This window comes from Roseobacter sp. S87, from assembly GCF_055693285.1.
On record NZ_JBVFTR010000004.1, the window covers coordinates 876,270 to 896,018 of the forward strand.

The window sequence follows — 19,749 nt, forward strand, 5'->3', positions numbered from 1 at the left end:
ATGTTTGATCTCGGCTGGACGGAGATGCTGGTCATCGGCATCGTCGCGCTGATTGTGATTGGCCCTAAGGATCTGCCGGTGCTCTTCCGCACCATCGGGCAGTTTGTGGGCAAGGCCAAAGGCATGGCCCGCGAATTCAGCCGGGCGATGAATGATGCCGCGGACGATGCCGGGGTAAAAGACATATCCAAAGGCCTCAAAGCCGCAACGAACCCGGTAAGTTCCGCCATGGATGGTGTCAAAAGTGCCGCCGCGGATATGACCAAATTTGATCCCGAGAGCGAGACCGGCAAGCTGTCGGCTGAACGCGCGGAACAGACAAAGAAGATCCAGGCCGCGACTGCCCGCGCCGCTGCGGACCGCAAAATGCGGGAAGCGCAGGAGGCGCAGGACAAAGCCGCGGCGCTCGAAGCCGCAGCTGCGCCTGAACCAAAGAGTGACTCATGAGCGCTTCCGATGACATGGACGAAAGTGCCGCCCCGCTGATTGAACACCTGGCCGAGCTGCGCACGCGGCTCATCCGGTCGGTGATTGCCTTCCTGATCGGCATGATCATCTGTTTTACGGTGGCAACGCCGATTTTCAACTTTCTGACCGATCCGCTCTGTAAGGTTCTGTCCGAGCGGGGTCAGGACTGCGATCTGATCTTTATCAGCCCTCAGGAAGGCTTTTTTGTCGCGATCAAAGTGTCGCTCCTGGGCGGACTTATTCTTTCTTTTCCGGTGATTGCCCATCAGATGTGGCGCTTTGTGGCGCCGGGCCTCTACAAGAATGAAAAAGGCGCTTTTCTGCCTTTTCTGATCTCATCACCGGTGATGTTTCTGCTGGGCGCATCCTTTGCGTTCTATGTAGTGACCCCGCTGGCCTATGACTTCTTTCTGGGGTTCCAGCAGTTTGGGGCCGAGGGCGAGGCGGTGGTCAGTGAACCCGTGAATGCGCCCGGTCTCAGCGTGGTTTTCCAGGGTTCAGCCCAGGAATATCTGAACCTGACCATCAAGTTCATCGTTGCGTTTGGTATGTGCTTTCAGCTGCCGGTGCTTCTGACGCTGATGGGCAAGGCGGGGCTTGTGAGCTCCGAAGGCCTTGGAAATGTACGCAAATACGCGGTAGTCGCCATTCTTGTGCTTGCTGCACTGGTGACACCGCCGGACGTGATTACCCAGGTTATTCTGTTCGTTGTGGTCTATGGCCTTTACGAAGTGTCCATCTTCCTGGTGAAGCGGGTCGAGACCAAGCGCGAAGCAAAACTGCGTGCGGAAGGCTACTATGATGACGAGGATGCCGCTTCGTGATTGACGATCCCGTAGAGCGCATCGCGGCAGCCCTTGAGCGACTGGCGCCGGCCCCTGTGGCCGCGCCGGATTTCTCAGCGGCGCCTGCGTTCGTATGGCATGTCTCGCCGGATCGTCTGGAGCCTGTGCCTGCAGTATCCCGTGTTGATCTGGATCTGCTGGTCGGTATTGACCGATCGCGTGACACGCTGCTTGCCAACACGGAGCAGTTTGCCCGGGGGCTGCCGGCAAACAACGCGCTGCTCTGGGGTGCGCGCGGTATGGGTAAATCTAGCCTTGTCAAGGCAATACATGGCAAAGTTCATGCATCACATGAAGTATTGCGTATTGTTGAGCTTCAAAGAGAAGACCTGCCCTCTGTCGGGCGCCTGCTCAACCTTCTGCGGGACGCACCGTACCGTTTTATCCTCTTTTGCGACGACCTGAGTTTCGGCCATGACGACGCCCACTACAAAAGCCTCAAGGCTGTTCTCGATGGGGGTATTGAGGGGCGACCGGACAATGTTGTCCTCTATGCGACGTCCAACCGCCGGCATCTGATGCCCCGTGATATGATCGAAAACGAACGCGGCAGCGCGATCAACCCGTCGGAAGCGGTAGAGGAGAAGGTCTCGCTTTCGGACCGTTTCGGTCTCTGGCTGGGATTTCATCCCTGCGATCAGGATCAGTATCTGAGTATGATCAGAGGGTACTGCGAGGCATGGGGCGTGCACATAGATGACGAAACACTACGGGCCGAAGCCATCGAATGGCAGGCGACGCGGGGCTCAAGGTCCGGTCGGGTGGCCTGGCAGTATTTTACCGACCTGGCCGGACGGCAGGGCGTTGCGCTGAAGACCTGAAGCGCACGGGAAAAGGTATAACCTTCCCAGGCATGACCCGGGTATGTGACCGGTTTTGCAAAGTCAGGCGAAGTGATTTGCAAACACCGTCAGGGCCGTTGGTCAGCGTAAATGACGCAGAAACAAGCGCATTTTTTGCAGTACTGGCGGACATAGCAGTCTCCACAGGGCAGAAAGTCACACACTGTTTCTGGAACCGAAACAGGGCATCCCTGTGGCGTGATCAATCGGAATTATGGCATTCGCGGGGAAATTCAGCGAAGTCGATGATTATTTGAGATAAAGCATCGGATCCACGCGCTCGAGCCCGCCTTCGATGACCTCAAAATGCAGGAAAGTGCCGTCCTCATCGCCTAAAGTGCCGATCTGCTGTCCCCGTGCGACCTTGTCGCCTTTCTTGACCGAATAGTTTGTTACGTTGACATAGGCGGTCAGAAGCTGTGGTTCATGACGCAGAACGATGATGGGCACACCGTCCGTATCCACCAGAACCGAGCCGACAACACCTGCGTCAGCAGCACGAACTGTGCTGCCCGGAGCGGCCTGGATATCGATCCCGGGGTTCTTGTCTTTGGAAAACGTCCTGATGATGGTGCCTTCAAGCGGGAAAACCATCCGGGCGGAACTGTCGGCGATCGTCTCCTCGCCGATGTCGACCTCGGGCTCGGCGGCTTTCTCAACAGGGGCTTCTGCAGCGGGCAGTGGTTTTGCGGCACTGGGCGGCGTCGGCGTCGGTGTCCCGGTGCCGGGTCCTGTCACCGGTGCTGCAGCCGCTGCTGGCGGTGCCTGGCGGGCAACAGGGATCAGCAGGAACTGGCCCTCGCGGATCGCAAAGTCGGGTCCCAGTCCATTCCATTCGGCAAGCGATTTGACCGGCACGTCATAGAGCCGGGAGATCGTAAAGGCCGTCTCACCCCGCACGACTTTGTGACGGATGGGTTCTCTGGTCTCCGGGGTGGGCGCGGCGCTCGCGGGTGGCAGTGCAGCTGTCTGAACGCCTGATGCGGACGCCGAACTGCTGTTGTCCGGTGCACGGTCGATCGCACCCCCGGCCAGTGCGCCAATGTCGACGGCACCGGGTTGTCCCGTGCCGGTGGCGCCGGAGGGGCCGGGTACACGTGCGGGCAGGGCGACGACTTCGCCTTCCCGCAGCGGTACAGCTGCATCTACTCCGTTGAAACGCGCCAGTTCAGCCGCGCTCACGCCAAGTCGGCTGGCAATGTCGTTGATCGTGTCCCCGCGTTTTGCGACGGCCACCTGATAGGTCGGGTATGAAATGACACCGCGGCTGTCCGGCGCCGGCCTGTCTGTGGTTTGCACGGAACTGGCGGCATCGGCGGTCCCAAAGCCGCCCCGCCGCAGATCGAAGTCCAGTGGCTGGTCACAGGCTGCAAGCACCACAAGTGCTGCTGCGGTCGTCGCTGCAAGAAACGCGCGGCTGCGCGAACGGGTCGGGGTCATCTGCTCGTCCTCAATCTGCCATGTGGCACACGCCGGTTGGCCCGGCTGTCTTGCGGACAATATAGCAGCTTATGTGTCCTTACCCAAGCCTTCCAGCAAAGGAACAAAACGGACCTGGCGCAATTCATCGTATTCGACGCCATCATCGGTCTTTCGCGCGACAATCAAATGCTGAACCGCGTCCGACTGGCCCACCGGCACGACCATGATGCCGCCCGGTTTGAGCTGTCCCAGCAGGGTGCCGGGCGGGTCTTCGGCAGCGGCGGTGACGATAATCCGGTCAAATGGCGCCTGATCCGGCAGCCCGAAACTGCCGTCCGCTGTCAGTGCGGTAATGTTTGTCAGGTCCATCTCGTCAAAGAGCGCACGCGCCTCACGCACCAGCCGGCTGTAACGGTCCACAGTATAAACACGTCGCGCAAGGCGGCTGAGCACGGCAGCCTGATAGCCGGACCCGGTACCCACTTCCAGTACCTTGTCACGGGGTGATATCCGCAGTGCCTGCGTCATCAGTCCGACAATCGAAGGCTGGCTGATGGTCTGGCCGCAGGCGATGGGCAGAGGCATGTCCTCATAGGCTCTGTCGGAGAAGATGCCGCGGATAAAGGGCCCGCGATCAATGGTTTCCATTGCATGGAGCACCCGTTTGTCCGTCACGCCACGTGAGCGCAGCGCGTAGAGAAACTGCATCTTGCGCTCAGCGTCACCGGTCATGTTGCGATGCCCTTCAGGTCCTCCATCACATCATGCGCTGTGAGGTCTGCGCGCATGGGCGTGACCGAAATATAGCCATCCAGGTTGTCCGCGGCATCTGTTCCAGGCTCGGTGGATACCTGCTGGTTGCCGCCGCGAATCCACAGAAAACGCCGCCCCGATGGCGACAGATGCGGTTCGGTGGAAAATACTGTCCCGTCGCGCAGACCCTGCCGCGACAGCCGGGTGCCCTTAACATCCGATGCGGGGACAGGTGGGAAGTTCACGTTATAAAACAGACGGTAGCCGGATGTCTCTTCTGGCATATGCGCAAGAATCCGCCGGACAACATCTGCCCCATGCACTGCGCTGGCTTCAAAAGGGTCCTCGGTCTGGTTGTTCGCAGGACCGAAGTACTGCGAGAGCGCAATCGCAGGAACGCCCTGCAGTGCCGCTTCCATGGCGCCGCCAATGGTGCCGGAGTAGAGCGTGTTTTCGGCTGAATTGTTGCCCCTGTTCACGCCGGACAGCACCAGATCAGGTGGGCATTCCTTCATTACGTCATGCAACCCCGCCAGGACGCAGTCGGCTGGTGATCCTTCGGCTGCATACCGTCGGGGCGCCATCTCCGCGATCATCATCGGATGCGTGTAGCTGATGCAGTGGCCGACGCCTGATTGTTCAAAGGCGGGTGCCACCGTCCAGACTTCACCGTCTGGTCCGGCAATTTCGTCGGCAATCTGTGCTAGGACCCTGAGCCCCGGTGCATTGATACCGTCGTCGTTGGTGATGAGAATTCGCATGTTGACCCCTTTGCGCCTTGATAGGCGAGGGGGACGGAGGCAGCAAGCGCATGCCGCCTGCAGGCCGTGACATGCGTTTAAGAAAGCTGCAGTTGTGCCAGAAGTGCCGCAGCCTGGTCCTGTGTATCGCTCAGGTGGTCCCGTTTTTCGCCGGGGTAAAAACGGGCCCGGGTGGCCGTGGCCATGGGCGCAGGCGACAGAATGTGCACCGCAGGGCCTGTTTTGGCCGTTTCCGCCTGCCAGCTGCGGGCGAGTGCAATCTGTGCGGCCTTGCTGGCGCCATAGCTGCCAAAGAATTTTTCGCCCGCCTGCGGGTCATCGAAAAAGACGGCCTGCCCGGTCTGACCCAGAAGTGGGGCGACAAAGGAAATGAGAGTGGCTGTCGCGGTAACGTTTCCGTTCAGCGATTTGGCGAAGTCCTTGCTGTCGATGTGATCCGTGGGGGCAAGGGGGGCTGCGTGAATGGCCGTATGCAGCCAGATGTCCAGATTGCCCCAGCGGTCAAAGATGCCGCGGCACAGTGTGGCCATGGCATCTGCGTTCGTCACATCCATCGGCGCCAGGGTTGCCGCACCGCCGCGCGCCTGGATGCGGTCATCCAGTTCTTCGAGGGCGCCGGTGGTTTTGGCCACCGCGATAATGTGGTGCGTGGGGCAGAGCGCTTCTGCGAGCGCGGCGCCAAGGCCGCGCGAGGCGCCGGTGATAAGAGCTGTTTTTGTCATGCGCTGGTCGTGCCGTGGAACGGCGGCTGCGTCAAGCAGAGACCGCAGCCCGGTTCAGCGTCAGAACCGCACAGGCCGGGGGCCTGCACTTATTCAGCGGCTTTCATTTCAAAACCCTGTTCGACCATATCAGCCGGTTCGACCGGGTATTCGCCGGAAAAACAGGCATCGCAATACTGCGGCTGTTTCGGGTTGCGCCCTTTTGCTTCTCCGACGGCACGGTACAGACCGTCCAGCGAGATGAATTTCAGGCTGTCGACCTGCAGGTGATCGCGCATTTCGTCCTCGGACATCGTCGCGGCGAGCAGTTTTTCCCGCTGGGGCGTGTCGACGCCATAAAAACAGGGCCAGGCCGTGGGTGGTGACGCGATCCGAAAGTGCACTTCCTTTGCGCCGGCATCAAGGATCATCTCCTTGATCTTGCGGGACGTTGTGCCACGCACCACCGAGTCGTCCACAAGGATCACACGTTTGCCCTCGATAAGCGCGCGGTTCACGTTCAGTTTGAGCCGCACGCCCATATTGCGGATCTGTTCGGTGGGCTCGATGAAGGTGCGGCCCATATACTGGTTCCGGATGATGCCCATGGCATAGGGAATACCGGATTCGAGGCTGTAACCGATGGCCGCAGGTGTGCCGCTGTCCGGCACCGGACAGACCAGATCGGCCTCAACCGGCGATTCCTTGGCCAGTTCGCGGCCAATGGCCTCGCGCGTCTCATAGACGGAGCGGCCACCAAGGATGCTGTCAGGGCGCGAAAAATACACATGTTCGAAGATGCAGAAGCGCGGTTTCCGGGGGCGGAACGGGAAATGGGATTCGACCCCTTTGTCGGTGATGACGACCATTTCGCCCGGTTCGATCTCGCGCACGAAATCCGCACCGATGATATCGAGCGCACAGGTCTCGGAACTGAGCACCCAACCGTCACCCACCTGGCCCAGCACCAGCGGGCGGACGCCAAGCGGGTCGCGCACGCCGATGAGTTTGGTGCGGGTCATGGCCACAACAGAAAACGCGCCCTCAACCCGGCGCAGGGCGTCTTCCATCCGTTCGGGGATGGTGCGCTGCAGGGACCGGGCCATCAGGTGAATGATGCATTCGCTGTCCGACGAGCTCTGAAAAATCGAGCCACGCTCGATCAGTTCGCGCCGGAGCGCATTGGCGTTGGTGATATTGCCGTTGTGCGCGATGGCAGCGCCGCCCATGGCAAACTCACCGAAAAACGGCTGCACGTCACGGATCGCTGTCTGACCTTTGGAACCGGCGGTTGAATAGCGGACATGGCCGATCGACAGCGGCCCCTTCAGGGTTTCCATCACGGACTGGCTGGTGAAGTTGTCGCGTACATACCCGAAACGGCGTGCCGACTGGAAACCGAGTTCGGGGTGATGGCTGACGATACCGCCTGCCTCCTGGCCGCGGTGCTGAAGCGCGTGCAGCCCCAGGGCCACAAAGTTTGCAGCTTCTGCAACGCCGATCACGCCGAAAATGCCGCATTCTTCCTTCAGTTTGTCGTCATCTCCGGTGTCGCGCAGAAAGGACGTGTCGAAGGGATGGGCGGGGGGCATGGTCCTGGTCAACGGGGCAGCTCCGAATCCGGTGGGTCTCAGGCGCATTATGTAGGGCCTGCAGCGGCCGGTGTCACGAAACTATCCGCATGCTCGCGCGATTGTCGCAGGGGAGCCACGGTTGTGGCTCCGGGCGGGCTCAACGGGTCGCCGTTCTGGGCAGCCTGAGAACGGATCCGGGGTCCTGCAGAAGCGGCGGCTGATCGGCGATCTGTCCGGGCAGCCAGAAAGTCACCACGCCACCGGTGCCACCGGGCGCGTTTGCTGCAGTGATCCGGCCGCCGCGCAGGTGCAGGAGGCGCTGTACCGCCATAAGCCCGTACCCGCCTTCATTGGCAATGCCGGTATTCTGCACGAAGAGACGCTCGGGGGCGGTGAAGCCTTTGCCGTTGTCCACCACAGAGATGCGGATATCCGACGTTCCGGATCCGCTGACCTGCAGTGCCACCGACAGGTTTTTCCGCAGGTTGTGTTTGATGACGTTGTCCACGAGGTTGCGCAGCGTGATCCTGAGCGCAGGAGCGTCGCAGATGACGGACAGGTCGGGGCAGTCAAACTGCACCATGTGCTGCGGATCCAGTGTTTCGCGCAGCGCTGTCATGAATGCGCGCAGATCTGTTGTTTCCGTTTCTCGGGGTGAGGCGAGTGCTTCTGTATAGGCCAGAATATCTGAAATCATCTGCCCGGAGCCTGCAGCCACTTCGTCCAGCACGTCGATCAGGCCACCCTTGCTGTCATCCAGCTCTGAAAGATCGTCCTTGAGCAGGGCGATGAGCGTCCGGATATTGCGCAGAGGCGTCCGGAGATCATGTGCGGCGATGGCGATAAAATGCTCCGCTTCGGAGAGCGCCTCAGCATCCGAGACCGGGCCGCTGTCTGCTGAGGGTATTGTCTCGCAGGTGCCAACGGCGTGGGTGATCCGGCCTTCGGTATCCGAAACGGCCTGAAGGGTCGTCCGGACAACGCCGCCGGTGCCGGGCCACGGCGCGGGAAGATCAAACCGGGACCCCCGTCCGGTGGTCAGTGCCGCACGGTGATGATCAAGCGCACGCTGATCGGTCCGGTCTGGAAAAAGCTGTGTCTCTGTCCGGCCGATGGCCGTGTCGGCAGCAATGCCCGTCGCCCTGGACCAGGCGTCGTTCACCCACAGATAATGTGGCGTCAGATTATCGTCGGGGGCGACCACGAATACGGGAACAGATACGTGTTCGTATACTGCAAACTGGTTTTGATCCACGTCAGGGCTTCTCCGCTGGTCACTGCGGGGCGCACCCTTGCACGCTCAGAATAAATTACAGTTAATGCCTGTGGCTGGCTGTTTCCGGCCTGTCGGGCAGGGTTACTGCCCGCAGTTCCCCACAAGGGCCTCATAACGGCCTGTGATCCAGCCGAGCGCCTGTTCCGGTTCAGCCGTTTCGATCTGCTCAGCAACCTGAGAGAACACGACCGCAGAGCGGCTTTCGTCCACAACAGTGTAGCTTTCGCCGGTGATCACCGTTTCATAGACAAAGAAGGCGACCGCAACGAGCAGCACACCACGCGCCACGCCAAAGAGGAACCCGAGCCCCTGGTCGATACCGCCCAGGGCGGAGCGCTGGATCATGCTGGAAAAGAGCGGCGTGAACAGAGACACGACAATCAGGGCCACAGCGAAAACGGCAGCAAAGGCGCCGATAATCGACAGCTCACAGCTGTCTGCAAGGAATTCACCGACCACCGGAATTTCCCGGACCAGTGGTTCCACCTGGGGGGCGAACATAAAGCCCAGAACGGCAGCCGCGATCCAGCCGACAATCGCCATCAGTTCACGCACCAGACCCCGGCCATAGGCCAGCAGCGCGGAAACCAGAATGACCAGAGCAACCGCCCCGTCAACGAGTGTGAAACCTTCCATAGACCTTTACGCCTTTCTGTCGACTTCAGCCCGCACCGAATATCTCACCGACAAACCCGGTCAGGTCGGACATGGTGTTCAGCGCGATCCCCGCAGCGCTGACAGATTTCCCACCCGTCGCCGCGATTGCGCCGGTGAAACCAAGTTTTTGCGCCTCTTTCAACCTTAATTCGGTCTGAGTGGCGGGTCTGAGCGCACCGGACAGGCTGATTTCGCCGAAAACGACCGTATCCGCGGGCAGGGCTGCATCCTCGCGCGCGCTCAGAAGGGCAGCCGCAACGGCAAGGTCAGCGGCCGGTTCGGAGACTTTCATGCCGCCCGCCACGTTCAGATAGACGTCCAGCCCGGCGAACGGAATGCCGCAGCGTGCCTCCAGCACGGCAAGGATCATCGCAAGACGCCCGCCGTCCCAGCCGACAACCGTGCGCCGCGCCTGTGAATGCGGGGAAGGAGCCACAAGGGCCTGAAACTCCACAAGAACGGGCCGCGTGCCTTCAACGCCGGCAAAGACGACGGAGCCGGGGCTTGGCTCGCCCCGTTCACTCAGGAAAAGCGCTGACGGATTGCCGACCTCGGACAGACCGCCGCCGGTCATCTCAAAAACGCCGATCTCATCGGCAGGGCCGAACCGGTTTTTGACCGCGCGCAGAATGCGGAACTGATGCCCGCGTTCGCCCTCGAAATAGAGCACGGTATCGACCATATGCTCGACGACGCGGGGGCCGGCAATCTGGCCCTCTTTGGTCACATGGCCGACCAGAATCACGCTGATGCCTTTGCGCTTGGCAAAGGTGGTCAGCTCATGGGCGGCAGCGCGCACCTGGCTTACAGAACCTGGGGCCGATTCCACGTTGTCGGCCCACATCGTCTGGATGGAATCGATGATTGCGAGTTGCGGGCGTTCGGCCTCCAGCGTGGTCAGGATATCCCGCAGGTTGGTCTCTGCGGCCAGACGTACCGGCGCATCCGCAAGTCCCAGACGCCGTGCGCGCATGCGCACCTGGGCGGAGGCTTCCTCGCCTGAGACATAGATTGTCTTCAGGCCCATGCGCGCAAATTCGGCGGCAGCCTGCAGCAGGAGCGTGGATTTACCAATACCCGGATCGCCGCCGACCAGAATGGCGGATGCATTCACGAGACCACCGCCCAGCACGCGGTCCAGTTCGCCGATCCCGGAATTTGTGCGGGGCGGGGGGCTTCTTCAGTGGACAGATCTGTCAGGATGATCGTCGATCCGCGTTTATTGCCCAGGGATTTTGCGGGACCTTTTGAGATGCCCGCGTCCTGGGCGATGGTGTTCCATTCGCCGCAGGCTTCGCAGCGGCCAGCCCATTTTGTGGTGACATTGCCGCAGGCGCTGCAGGAGAAGGAGGGGGATTTTGCCATGCCCTGTTTTGGCGCAGGGCCGGGGCCGGGTCAAAGGCAAAATCGCATCTGACAGGCGTTGACGCGGGCGCAGTGCTGCGGCCTTCTGGCGCAAAGAGCAGAGGACAGACAATGGACGTGATCAGTACCCGGACCGCACCGCACTATCTCTGGCAGTCTGTCTGTGACGGCTGGCCCCTGGTCGACACGGCGGATTTGTCCGTGAAGGAAGAACAGATGCCCCCTGGCACCGCAGAGACGCCGCACAGTCACAGCTTTGCACAGCAGTTTTTCTATGTGCTGGAGGGCGTGCTGACGATGGAGGCGCGGGGTGAGGCCCGGCAGATCAGTCAAGGGCAGGGGTTCAGCGTGCCCCCCGGTGTCGCGCATCAGGCCAGCAATACCGGTGCGGATCCTGTACGGTTTCTCGTGATATCCGCGCCAACCACCAATGACGACCGAACCGAAACGGATCATCCGGGCTGAGGGTCGGGGCGGGCGCACCGGCGCCAAGCCCCTGGTTTACAGGTCGTATCAGGCGAAACCGATGCCGTTTGCTTTCAGACCGGCGAGACGGATCACCGACGCCAGTGTCCAGGACGCATCGTCAATATTGTCAACGCCGCCATTCAGCAGCGGATCCTTGTCCGGCGTCCAGCAGGGCTCGGTCGAGATCCAGCTGAGCGGATCACCCTTGAGCAGACCGGCAAAGACCGAACACACGATCACAGAGCCGACATGCCCCAGCGCATTGCCGCCACTGTCTTCGGCCTCGCGCAGCACGTAGTACCAGAGCGCATCCGGCTCATCCGGACCCAGTGCGATGGGATCAAGACAGAATTTCCGCGCGACGGCACTGCCTGACGGCAGATCAAAACTGACCCCGCGCTTGAGGTTGCGGAAGGCCAGCACGTTGCCGGGATCACCGGCTGCCCCTTCAAAAAGGAAGGCAAGAGCATTGGCCAGTTTGGTATCAATCTTGCGTGCCATCTGCGGGAAAAGCCCGGGCGCAGAACTCTGCATCTGCAGGAACCAGTCCCACTGGATGCAGTTTTCCGGCTTCATCGGCCGGAAGCCACGCAGATCATCCGGATCCGCCCCACCGGTGTTGTCGAAGATCGGCGCGTTGTTTCCGAAACCCCGCTCCGGGTTGTTGGTCTGATACCCGTTGCGCACCATGGAGTGCCCGAAACGGTACGCCGCGACCGAAAATTCGACCGGCATAAAGGGCTGATGTTTCCAGCTGTAAACATCGTCCAGCTGACAGGTCCAGCTGCCCCGCCCATCGCAGGTTTTCTCCAGCTTCATTGCGCATTCCGCGATCCTTTTGTGCGCAATCCGCGGGATGAAGTCGTTCCAGACGATATGCTGATAAAGCCAGCGCAGTGTTTTGCGCGCCCGCTCGAAGAGCTCACCGGTCGAGGCACCGGGGTCGGCGGCCCGGGCGCGGTCCACGAGTGTGTTGTGTGCCAGCAGGAACGCCAGCTGCAGCTGGCTGACCATGGAGTTCTCATCATTGCGCATATCACCGATCAGCGCACGGCCCCGGAAACGCGGCAGATCGGGCAGATCAGGCCGGCCCTCGATCTCGCCGATGGCAAGCTTGGCCTTGTCGTCAGGATCATAGAGATAGGGCTGATCATCCGGCCCGGCACCATAGATGTTGTCGAGATCCAGACGCGGCGTGCGGAAATTGCGCAGCCCGTTCGGATCATTGCGCCGCATCAGCGAAGAGGCCGGATCAAAGGTGATGTCGTGGTCCACAAACTGGCCGAAATAGGTGTAGCCTGCAGGAATATCCGAGCCGAAGTCATTTTCCAGCTGATCAATTTTTGCCTGATCCGCTGCGATATCTGCAGGCAGCTCGCCCGGCAGTTCTGTCATAAGGTTGTTTGCAATATCCAGCAGGGCGGCATCGGAATCCGAGGTGCCGGGACTGTGCCAGGGGTCGAGGTCAGGAAACAGCCTTCCGAATGGTCCGTGATAAAACGGGGATCTGGGCGCAAGAATATCAAAATGCCTGGAACCATGTGCCATTATAAAAACTCCAAAAAATATAAGATCGTAAAAAGTGCAGGCGAAAATTGCCCACAGCCCAGAGTAGCACATCCGACCATAAATCTCCAAACGGGACTGGGCGATGGCCCGCCGGCGTGGCATCATCCCGGATGGCGGAGACGGAACAGAACGGGGGGAACGGCATGTACAGGGCGGAAAAACCGGTCACAACGGTTGCGGAGCTGGAGAGCATGCTGGACCCGCTGCACCCCAGCCAGGTGAACAAATTCATCGATCATATTGACGCGCATTGTGCTGCCTGGATCGCCCGGACGACCTTTTGTACGATCGCCAGCTGCAATGCGGCGGGTCAGATGGACGTGTCGCCCAAAGGCGATCCGGCGGGCTTTATCAGGGTGATCGACCCGCACACTATCGCGGTACCCGACCGCATCGGGAACAACCGCGCCGACACGTTCCGCAATATACTTGAGGTGCCGCGCGTGGGCATGATGCTGGTTGTGCCGAAACGCAAAGAGGTGGTGCGCATCAATGGCGCGGCCGAGATCGTGCGGGACGACGCGCTGCTCAACCTCACAACGCTCAATGGCCACAGACCGGACCTGGTGCTGCTGGTGCGCGTCGAGGAGGCATTTTTCCACTGCGGCAAATCGATGATCCGGTCTGCGATGTGGCAACCGGAAAAGTGGGGGTCGGTTGAGGGGCTTCCGAGCTATTCGCAGGCGCTGAAAGACCACGGCGATATGGAAATGCCGCTGGAAGATATCGAGGCGCGCATGGCGTATAATGAAACGGGGCGGCTCTACTGATTTCATCGGTGCCCACCGCGCGCTGGCCGGTTAACACACCGCCCGCGCAACGGTCTGGGCGGTCCCGGGTCCCCGGGTAGGGACTTTGGCCCTTCTGCCAGCAAAACAGGGCAAATTCGATGTCGGTAAAACGTCGGTGTTGCGTCGGTATAACGTCGGTGCGCAGGTCGGTGTTGTGCCGTTTCGGGCGCAGTAACAGAGCGTGCGCTGTGGAAAGGTTGAGGGGTGGTTAAAGCTGGGTTTGAACGCGGAAAAACCCCGGGGACGGTTTCGCGGGTCTCACCCTGCGGGACACGGTGGCAGGGAAAACGACCGGAGGCGGTTCTGTGCACTGAGGCAGGCTTCCGGCCCGGACGAATCATGCAATAAGTGACGTGCAATGTCAGAACCTGGGCAGTATTGTGGTTAATAGTTTGGCAATAGATACCCTGCGGTAGAAAATGCCGAAAAAATGCCGGATTTCCTTTGCGTAAACCTTAAGAAACGGTAAAGAACGGTCACTATCTTACATGAACCAGTTCATCCTCATCGAAGGATGCTTTTTTGAAATGGGGTACACTATGAATTTCCGCACTCTTGCTGCTGCGGTTGCCTTGAGCACATCTGTGTTCGCAATGGGCGCAAATGCAGCGACTGTTTCTATCAACAAAGGATCCGTTGCCGGTACATTTGAAGGCGACTTCGCTGTCACAGCTTATAACGTTACAAATCTGAGCCGTTCAGAATCCGAAGCGTCAGTCGCAAACTGGGATGCGGTTTCAGCGCCCGGCAGCACATTTGGCGGTGGAGACAGCGTGATCAGTACTGACACGTTCTCCTACTCCGGCGCCCTGGACTTCGGCACCAGCTCGGGCAGCAACACAACTATCGGCAGCTTTCTGGCTTCCGGCTCCGGCAGCGTCAGTGGTCTCGACGGCGGTTTCGGCGGTCTGAAGAACAGTAAGGGCAACATCGACAGCGGTACCGGCACTGCGACGACAACCTTCTACCTGTTTGAAAGCCTGAGCGCCTTTACCGGTGGCACGTTCAACATTGCGCATGACGACGGTGTTCTGGTGCTGGACGATGGTGTTGCGCTGGGCGGCAATGCCGGTCCGACGGGTGAGATCGGAACCAGCGTTTCCGGCTTTGACGGTGGCTTTGTGTCGTTCCTCTATGTCTCGACCAACAGCGACCCGTCGGTGCTGCGCGTCGACTCTGACGTATCTCCTGTGCCGGTTCCGGCTGGGGTTGTGCTGATGGGCACCGCACTCGCGGGCTTTGGCGCGATGCGTCGCCGCCGGAAAGCGGCCTGACACCTGCGTCAGCTTTGATGTTACGGAACGGCGGCCCGAACGGCCGCCGTTTTTCGTTCGTCTGTTTCCCGCAGGGCCTGAAATGCTGTGTCAGCGAGCTGCTCCGGTTTCATCGCCACGGTGTCAGCCTCCGTGGGTTCACGCGGACGACATATCTTTCAGCGCTGCCAGGGCATCGTTTTCGCGGCCGTCGGGGACAAAGAGGTGGTCGTGGTAAAAGCCCGACACCGGGTTCACGCCCATGTCGTGCCGGGCCAGTTCCGTGGCAATGCGGGCCATGAACCCCACCGCTTCCAGCGATGAGTGGATGTTCAGCGTGATCATTCTGCACGGGAATTCATACGCGAGGCCATGCGTTTCCGCCTCTGACTTCAGCAGGATGAGGGTTGTGCCCTCGGCTTCCTCGAACACCATGCGGGGCGACAGGCCGGGCGGGACCTGTCCGGGCGCCACTGTCACAAAAACATAGAGGCCCGGCACAAGTTCGGCCGACATTGAGCCTGTGAGTTTGTCCAGATCTGTCTCGCCAACCATTCTCGTGTCCTGTGCTGGTACTTCGGCAGTTATCCTGCAGGCGAATGCTTATCAGGCAGGGGCAGGAGCGCAACAGATGGCCCATTGCGGGGCGATGCGTCTGGCACCCGTGCGCGGTCCTGAAACCCCATAAGCGAGAGTCAGCGCCGGCGCACCGGGGCGCGCGCGATGATCCGGGCTTTCTGCCGTTCGCGCAACCAGACAAAGAGGCCTGAGCCCAGGATAAGAGCGATACCTGCCCAGACTTCCCAGACGGGCAGGTCGCCGAAGACCACCCAGCCCCAGAAGACAGCCATCGGCAGGCCGATGTATTCAAAGGGGGCTACGGTGGCGGCATCGGCGACCCGGTAGGCCTGGCTGAGGCAATAGCCGATCACGGCGGCATTGGCGCCCATGCCAAGGAGCCATGCCCAGTCGGTCGCCGAGGGCCAGATCCGGGCGCGCAGCAGAAACTGCAGCGAGGGGTCTGTAGCGTTCGCCGCAAAACGCCCGTCGCCGGCGATTGCGAAAAACCCGAGCGACACAACGATGAAGGCAAGCTGCACATAGACCGAGAGGGCGGAGGCCTTGCTCTCGACCCCCAGCTTGCGCGTCATCAGCTGATTGAGCGCATAGGTCAGCGCGGCCAGCACCGGCAGCAGCAGCACCAGCCGCGAGGCCTGCAGCTGGTCCGCGTCGGCCCAGGGGCGCTGCATGATAATCACACCGGCAAAGCCCACGATGACCGCCGTCAGACGCACAGGCCCGACCTTTTCGCCCAGGATCGGAATGGACAGCACGGTGATCATCAGAGGCGCCGCAAAGAACAGTGCCGTGGCGTCCGCGAGGGGAATTGCGGCAAGGGCCGCAAAAAAGCTCATGTTGGCCACGACGATGAGCAACCCGCGCACGGCATGCAGCACCGGCCGGCGGGTTTTCAGGATGTGCAGGCCGCCCTCCATGCGGATCAGGAACAGCGTAAAGATCAGCCCCACGAATGAACGGATAAAGACGATCTCGTGCAGGGGGTAGCCGCCCGAGAGTTGTTTGATCAGCATGTCGTTGAAGGAAATGGCGACAACACCGCCCAGCACAAAGGCAATGCCCAGGGCTGCGTTATTCATGGGGGACTGTGACATGCGCTCAGCCATATCAGCACGCCCGCCGCTGTCGAGCCGGAAAACGACATCGCTGAAAACGCAATGGCGCGCCGCTTCTGTTTGTGTCAGTCTCCGGCGCAGAACAGGACCGCAGGGAGAGACGCCATGAAGATGTCGGATACACGCCAGATCGCCGCCAGCCCGGAAGAGGTTTATGCGGCGCTGTTGTCGCCTGAGGTGCTGAAAGCCTGTGTGCCGGGCGCACAGGAGGTGTCGGGATCGGCCGAAGAAGGATTCGAGGCCACGGTGGTTCAGAAAGTCGGCCCGGTGAAAGCGACATTCAAGGGAGCAGTGACCCTGTCGGAAATGGTCCCCGGCCAGTCCCTGACCATCACGGGCGAGGGCAAGGGCGGTGCGGCCGGTTTCGCCAAGGGCGGGGCCGATGTCAGTATGACGCCGAGCGAGGGTGGCACGGCGCTGAGCTATGACGTCGAAGCCAAGGTCGGTGGCAAGCTTGCGCAGCTGGGCAGCCGGATCATTGACGGTTTTGCCAAGAAAATGGCGGACCAGTTCTTTGCCAACCTGCAGGAAACCCTGGAGGGGCCCGCCGAGGAAGAGGCCCCCGGTGATGATGCGCCTGAGGCGGAAAAGAAGAGCTGGCTGAGCCGGGTGACCGGCAAAGCCTGATCCGTGCGCGCCTGCGGGTTTCCGCACAAAACGCGGCCAGCCTGTGCGTCAGCGCGCTGTTGTTCCGCGAGGTTTCATCCTAGGCAAAGACAAACCGACGGGAGGCGGGGCCATGCCAGCGATTCTGAGTATTACGGACCTGCGGAAGTCCTATGCCGACGGGTTCGAAGCCCTCAAGGGCGTGAACCTGGAGATTGAGAAGGGTGAGATAGTCGCGCTGCTTGGTCCCAATGGTGCCGGCAAGACGACACTCATTTCGACGGTCTGCGGGATCACCACCGCGACATCCGGCGATGTGCATGTCGGCGGGCACTGTACGCTGCGCGAATACCGCGCGGCGCGGAACATGATCGGGCTGGTCCCCCAGGAGATCAATCTCGAACCCTTCGAGCGGGTGATCAACACCGTCCGCTTTTCGCGCGGTCTTTTTGGAAAACCGCGCGATGATGCCGCCATTGAACGTATCCTGAAACAGCTGTCGCTGTGGGATAAGCGGAACAACCAGATCCGTGAGCTGTCCGGCGGTATGAAACGGCGCGTGCTGATTGCCAAGGCGCTGAGCCATGAGCCGCAGCTGTTGTTTCTGGATGAACCCACTGCGGGTGTCGATGTGGAGCTGCGCAAGGACATGTGGGAAGTGGTGGCAGGCCTCAAGGCCTCCGGTGTGACCATCGTGCTGACCACGCATTACATCGAAGAGGCCGAGGCGATTGCAGACCGCGTGGGGGTGATCGCACGCGGAGAGATGCTGCTGATCGAAGAGAAAGACGCGCTGATGGCGCGGATGGGGCAGAAGCAGCTGGATGTGCAGCTCTCCGAGACGCTGGACGCCATCCCGGAGACGCTGGGGGGCTATGACCTGAGCCTCAGCGAAGACGGCCGCACGCTGACCTATAGCTATGACACGCGCGCTGAACGTACCGGCATCACCAAGCTGCTGCAGGATGTGAGCAAATCCGGGCTGGTGCTGCGTGACGTGGTCACCCGGCAGAGCAGCCTGGAGGATATTTTCGTCGATCTGGTACATGCAGAGGAACGGGAGGACGTGGCATGAATTTCCTGGCAATCCGCGCAATCTTTGTTTTTGAGATGGCCCGGTTTTTCCGCACGCTGGCGCAGAGCCTGATCTCGCCGGTGCTGTCCACATCGCTTTATTTTGTCGTCTTTGGCGCAGCCATCGGCAGCCGGATTCAGCAGGTTGAGGGGGTCAGCTATGGGGCGTTCATCGTGCCGGGGCTGATCATGCTGTCAGTGATCACCCAGGCAATATCGAACGCCTCATTCGGTATCTATTTCCCCAAGTTCATCGGCACCGTCTATGAGCTGCTGTCAGCTCCCGTGAGCTTTCTGGAGATTGTGGCGGGCTATGTGGGTGCGGCTGCAGCCAAGGCACTGATCATCGGTGTGATCATCCTGACGACGTCGTTTTTCTTTGTGGATGTACAGATCGCGCATCCACTGGCGATGATCGTGTTCCTGGTGCTGACCTGTATCAGCTTTGCGCTGCTGGGCTTTATCATCGGTATCTGGGCCGGCAGCTTTGAACAGTTGCAGCTGGTGCCGCTGCTGGTGGTGACGCCGCTGGTGTTTCTGGGTGGTGCTTTCTATTCGATCTCGATGCTGCCGCCGGTCTGGCAGACGATTTCGATGTTCAATCCGGTGGTCTATCTGATCTCGGGCTTCCGCTGGGCGTTCTTTGAAACCTCGGATGTGCCGATCGGAATCTCGCTTTTTGCCATCGCTGGTTTCACGGCACTGTGTCTGGCGGCGATCTGGTGGATCTTCAGAACAGGCTGGCGCATCCGGCAATAAAGGCGCAGGGTGTAATCTCTTGTGCACCCCGCCTTGTTTGGGGCGGCGGTGCATTCTACATGGGGTCACATGAAACGCTGGATACCCTTTCTGAATTCGGACCCGCAGGTAAACGTCATCCGTCTGTCCGGAATGATCTCTGCGTCGGGCCGTGGCACACTGAATGACGCCCGCCTGGCACCGGTCATCGAAAAAGCTTTCACCCGCGGCAAACCGGCTGCTGTTGCGCTGCAGATCAATTCACCCGGTGGCAGCCCGGTCCAGTCCTCGCTGATCGGAGCGAGACTGCGGCGGCTGGCGGAGGAAAAGAACATTCCGCTTATCGCCTTTGTCGAAGATGTGGCGGCCTCGGGCGGCTACTGGCTGGCGGCGGCGGCGGATGAGATTTATGCAGATGACAGTTCGCTGATCGGTTCGGTGGGTGTGATCTCTGCGTCTTTTGGCGCGCATGAACTGCTGGCGCGGCACGGTGTTGAGCGGCGCGTTTACACAGCCGGCAAGTCCAAATCCATGCTCGATCCGTTCCGCCCGGAGAACCCGGAGGATGTTGAGCGCCTGAAAGGGCTGCTGGAGGACATCCACACGAATTTCAAAGAGCACGTGGCAGCGCGGCGCAAAGGCAAACTGCCCGAGGATCAGGACCTCTTTACCGGCGAGGTCTGGATGGCGCGCAGGGCACAGGAACTGGGGCTGATCGACGGGATCGGCCATATGAAGCCGCTGCTGCAGCAACGTTTTGGCGACAAGGTGCAGCTGCGTGCTTTCGGGGCGCGCAAATCGCTGATGGCGCGTTTCGGTGCGAGCATCATGGACGATGCACTGCAGTCCGTGGAAGAACGCAGCGCGTTCGCGCAGTACGGGCTGTAACCGC

The 19,749-nt window shown here is 60.5% G+C and carries 20 protein-coding genes and 1 pseudogene; 10 read left to right on the forward strand and 11 right to left on the reverse strand.

Annotation, left to right across the window (positions count from 1 at the left end; translation table 11 throughout):
- Genes tatB through ACZ1HA_RS05190 form a run of 3 tightly spaced genes read left to right on the forward strand, consistent with a single transcriptional unit; the run spans position 1 to position 2,134 of the window.
- A complete protein-coding gene (tatB, locus tag ACZ1HA_RS05180) occupies positions 1 to 447 on the forward strand; it encodes a Sec-independent protein translocase protein TatB (protein WP_472713122.1) in 447 nt (148 codons plus the stop codon).
- The gene (gene tatC / locus ACZ1HA_RS05185) at positions 444 to 1,292 is read left to right on the forward strand and encodes a twin-arginine translocase subunit TatC (protein ID WP_472713123.1); all 849 of its coding nucleotides are present in this window, start codon (positions 444 to 446) and stop codon (positions 1,290 to 1,292) included. The genes tatB and tatC overlap by 4 nt, the downstream gene beginning before the upstream one ends.
- Positions 1,289 to 2,134: an ATP-binding protein gene (locus tag ACZ1HA_RS05190; RefSeq protein ID WP_472713124.1), complete on the forward strand. Its 846-nt coding sequence runs from the start codon at positions 1,289 to 1,291 to the stop codon at positions 2,132 to 2,134. Before tatC ends, ACZ1HA_RS05190 begins: the two co-directional genes overlap by 4 nt.
- 270 nt (positions 2,135 to 2,404) lie before the next feature.
- Here the strand turns inward: ACZ1HA_RS05190 and ACZ1HA_RS05195 are convergent, their stop codons facing one another.
- From ACZ1HA_RS05195 to radA, 8 genes and pseudogenes are all read right to left on the reverse strand, one after another.
- Complete coding sequence (locus ACZ1HA_RS05195) at positions 2,405 to 3,595, reverse strand: LysM peptidoglycan-binding domain-containing protein (RefSeq protein ID WP_472713125.1); 1,191 nt, start codon at positions 3,593 to 3,595, stop codon at positions 2,405 to 2,407.
- Between the two features lie 69 nt (positions 3,596 to 3,664).
- Positions 3,665 to 4,309: a protein-L-isoaspartate(D-aspartate) O-methyltransferase gene (locus tag ACZ1HA_RS05200; RefSeq protein ID WP_472713126.1), complete on the reverse strand. Its 645-nt coding sequence runs from the start codon at positions 4,307 to 4,309 to the stop codon at positions 3,665 to 3,667.
- Positions 4,306 to 5,091 (reverse strand): 5'/3'-nucleotidase SurE, encoded by a 786-nt coding sequence (surE, locus tag ACZ1HA_RS05205; protein ID WP_472713127.1) that lies wholly within the window; start codon positions 5,089 to 5,091, stop codon positions 4,306 to 4,308. Before surE ends, ACZ1HA_RS05200 begins: the two co-directional genes overlap by 4 nt.
- Positions 5,092 to 5,168: 77 nt before the next feature.
- A complete protein-coding gene (locus ACZ1HA_RS05210; RefSeq protein ID WP_472713128.1) occupies positions 5,169 to 5,813 on the reverse strand; it encodes an SDR family NAD(P)-dependent oxidoreductase in 645 nt (214 codons plus the stop codon).
- 89 nt (positions 5,814 to 5,902) lie between these two features.
- On the reverse strand, positions 5,903 to 7,384 hold the full coding sequence (gene purF / locus ACZ1HA_RS05215) for an amidophosphoribosyltransferase (protein WP_472713129.1): 1,482 nt from the start codon (positions 7,382 to 7,384) through the stop codon (positions 5,903 to 5,905).
- A 139-nt stretch (positions 7,385 to 7,523) separates the two neighbouring features.
- On the reverse strand, positions 7,524 to 8,621 hold the full coding sequence (locus ACZ1HA_RS05220; protein ID WP_472713130.1) for a PAS domain-containing sensor histidine kinase: 1,098 nt from the start codon (positions 8,619 to 8,621) through the stop codon (positions 7,524 to 7,526).
- Between the two features lie 102 nt (positions 8,622 to 8,723).
- Positions 8,724 to 9,278, reverse strand: coding sequence for a CvpA family protein (locus ACZ1HA_RS05225; protein ID WP_375228055.1), 555 nt, complete (start codon positions 9,276 to 9,278; stop codon positions 8,724 to 8,726).
- A 25-nt stretch (positions 9,279 to 9,303) separates the two neighbouring features.
- A pseudogene (gene radA / locus ACZ1HA_RS05230) lies at positions 9,304 to 10,664 on the reverse strand (DNA repair protein RadA).
- A gap of 111 nt (positions 10,665 to 10,775) precedes the next feature.
- On the opposite strand from radA, the gene ACZ1HA_RS05235 reads away from it, so the two are divergent.
- Positions 10,776 to 11,129: a cupin domain-containing protein gene (locus ACZ1HA_RS05235; protein WP_375228053.1), complete on the forward strand. Its 354-nt coding sequence runs from the start codon at positions 10,776 to 10,778 to the stop codon at positions 11,127 to 11,129.
- A gap of 48 nt (positions 11,130 to 11,177) precedes the next feature.
- Here ACZ1HA_RS05235 and ACZ1HA_RS05240 read toward each other — a convergent pair whose 3' ends face one another.
- Complete coding sequence (locus tag ACZ1HA_RS05240; protein ID WP_472713131.1) at positions 11,178 to 12,680, reverse strand: peroxidase family protein; 1,503 nt, start codon at positions 12,678 to 12,680, stop codon at positions 11,178 to 11,180.
- Positions 12,681 to 12,844: 164 nt separating this feature from the next.
- Between ACZ1HA_RS05240 and ACZ1HA_RS05245 the strand changes: the two genes are divergently transcribed.
- Positions 12,845 to 13,471, forward strand: coding sequence for an MSMEG_1061 family FMN-dependent PPOX-type flavoprotein (locus tag ACZ1HA_RS05245; RefSeq protein WP_472713132.1), 627 nt, complete (start codon positions 12,845 to 12,847; stop codon positions 13,469 to 13,471).
- Between the two features lie 509 nt (positions 13,472 to 13,980).
- A complete protein-coding gene (locus ACZ1HA_RS05250; protein WP_472713133.1) occupies positions 13,981 to 14,766 on the forward strand; it encodes a VPLPA-CTERM sorting domain-containing protein in 786 nt (261 codons plus the stop codon).
- Between the two features lie 138 nt (positions 14,767 to 14,904).
- Here ACZ1HA_RS05250 and ACZ1HA_RS05255 read toward each other — a convergent pair whose 3' ends face one another.
- Positions 14,905 to 15,300 carry an ACT domain-containing protein gene (locus tag ACZ1HA_RS05255; RefSeq protein WP_472713134.1) on the reverse strand — a complete coding sequence of 132 codons (396 nt, stop codon included), beginning with the start codon at positions 15,298 to 15,300 and terminating at the stop codon, positions 14,905 to 14,907.
- A 140-nt stretch (positions 15,301 to 15,440) separates the two neighbouring features.
- Positions 15,441 to 16,418, reverse strand: coding sequence for a DMT family transporter (locus ACZ1HA_RS05260; RefSeq protein ID WP_472713135.1), 978 nt, complete (start codon positions 16,416 to 16,418; stop codon positions 15,441 to 15,443).
- A 126-nt stretch (positions 16,419 to 16,544) separates the two neighbouring features.
- On the opposite strand from ACZ1HA_RS05260, the gene ACZ1HA_RS05265 reads away from it, so the two are divergent.
- From ACZ1HA_RS05265 to ACZ1HA_RS05280, 4 genes are all read left to right on the forward strand, one after another.
- Positions 16,545 to 17,066, forward strand: a complete 522-nt coding sequence (locus ACZ1HA_RS05265) for a CoxG family protein (RefSeq protein WP_472713136.1) — start codon at positions 16,545 to 16,547, stop codon at positions 17,064 to 17,066.
- A gap of 112 nt (positions 17,067 to 17,178) precedes the next feature.
- The gene (locus ACZ1HA_RS05270; RefSeq protein WP_472713137.1) at positions 17,179 to 18,120 is read left to right on the forward strand and encodes an ABC transporter ATP-binding protein; all 942 of its coding nucleotides are present in this window, start codon (positions 17,179 to 17,181) and stop codon (positions 18,118 to 18,120) included.
- Positions 18,117 to 18,878, forward strand: coding sequence for an ABC transporter permease (locus ACZ1HA_RS05275; protein WP_375228045.1), 762 nt, complete (start codon positions 18,117 to 18,119; stop codon positions 18,876 to 18,878). Before ACZ1HA_RS05270 ends, ACZ1HA_RS05275 begins: the two co-directional genes overlap by 4 nt.
- A 69-nt stretch (positions 18,879 to 18,947) precedes the next feature.
- Complete coding sequence (locus ACZ1HA_RS05280) at positions 18,948 to 19,745, forward strand: S49 family peptidase (RefSeq protein ID WP_375228044.1); 798 nt, start codon at positions 18,948 to 18,950, stop codon at positions 19,743 to 19,745.
- Positions 19,746 to 19,749 lie beyond the last annotated feature (4 nt).